General features: G+C 75.8%; 2 protein-coding genes. Both read right to left on the bottom strand.

Features of this window, described 5'->3' with window-relative positions; genetic code table 11:
- The coding region (locus RBXJA2T_RS09720; RefSeq protein ID WP_009857184.1) for a PAS domain-containing protein at nucleotides 1-407 on the bottom strand (407 nt) is incomplete at its 3' end.
- A gap of 10 nt (nucleotides 408-417) precedes the next feature.
- The coding region (locus RBXJA2T_RS09715) for an EAL and HDOD domain-containing protein (protein WP_009857183.1) at nucleotides 418-1,317 on the bottom strand (900 nt) is incomplete at its 5' end.

Raw genomic sequence — 1,317 nt, 5'->3', positions numbered from 1 at the left:
AGCAGAGCGACGGCGCGGCGCGCCTCGTCGGTGCTGCGCGCGGCGTCCAGCGGCAGCGGCGGGCGCGGCGGCGGCAGCTGCGGCTGCGGCACGACGCGCAGCGAATGGCCGCCGCCCAGCGCCCGCGTGGCCAGGCGCAGCAGCGTGCCGTCGGTGCCGGGCAGCAGGGTCTCGCTGCGGTCGGGCAGCGCGAAGGCGCGGTCGAGCCAGCGGATCGCGTCGACGCCGAGCACCGGCGCGAGCTGCAGCGTGCCCTGCCCCGGCTCGCAGCCGAGCAGGCGCAGCGCGGCCTGGTTGCAGGCGCGCAGCACGCCGCGCGCGTCGAACCACAGCAGCGCGTCGGCGACCTCGTCGAGCAGCGCCGCGAGCAGTTCGGGCGAGGAGGCGGAAGTCGTCGGCGTGGCCAAGGTCGGGACGTCAGTCCAGCGACCGGGCCGACGCGAGCGCGGCGAGCACGGCGCGGTTGACCTCGCCCTGGGCCAGCAGCAGGGTCTCGGCGCGTTCGCGGATGTCGAACACCGACTCCTGCTCGATCGCGCGCACCAGCTCGAGGAAGGGGTGGAACGGGCCGGTCTCGTCGACCAGCGCCTGGCGCACGCGCTCGGGCACCGGCACGCTCTTCAGCAGGTCGGCCACCGGCTGCTGCAGCAGCTGGTCGAGCAGCGAGAACACGCCGCAGATGAACATCTCGCCGCGCATCTCGGCGTCGTCGCTGCCGCGCGCGAGCTCCTCCATCAGCAGCCCGCGGCGCACCGCCTCGTACATCAGCGGCTTGGCCGCGGCCGAGCGCGACGACGAGGCCAGCAGCAGCGCCAGCCAGCGCTTCAGGCGCTGGTAGCCGAGCATCATCAGCGCATGGCCGAAGGAGCTGATCTCGACCGACAGGCCGAAGGCCGGCGAGTTGAGGTAGCGCAGCAGCCGGAAGCCCAGCGTCGGGTCGCGCTTGATGATGGCCTCCAGCCGCGCGACCGGCTCCTCGCGGTCCACGCCCTGGATCAGCTGCATGACGACCTGCACGTCCGGCGGCACGCCCTGGCGGCCGGAGCGCGCCACCGGCTCGTCGCTGGGCCAGCCCAGCGTGGCGATGGCGCCGCGCTGCAGCGCCGCGTCGACGGCGCCCATCGTGCGCGCGCCGGCGCGCAGCTCGGCCAGGCCGGCGAGCGCGGGGCCGGCCGCGGCGGCGTCGTGGTCGAGGATCGCGAACGAGAACGCCGACAGCACCTGCGGCGGCAGCGGCGCCAGCGGCCGGCCCTTGACGAGCAGCGTGCCGCCGGCCTCGGCGTGGGCGACCAGCGCCTGGGCGAAACGCGGTTCGGC

The organism is Rubrivivax benzoatilyticus JA2 = ATCC BAA-35 (assembly GCF_000190375.1).
GTDB lineage: Bacteria > Pseudomonadota > Gammaproteobacteria > Burkholderiales > Burkholderiaceae_C > Rubrivivax > Rubrivivax benzoatilyticus.
This window is presented reverse-complemented; position numbering and strand designations above follow the sequence as displayed.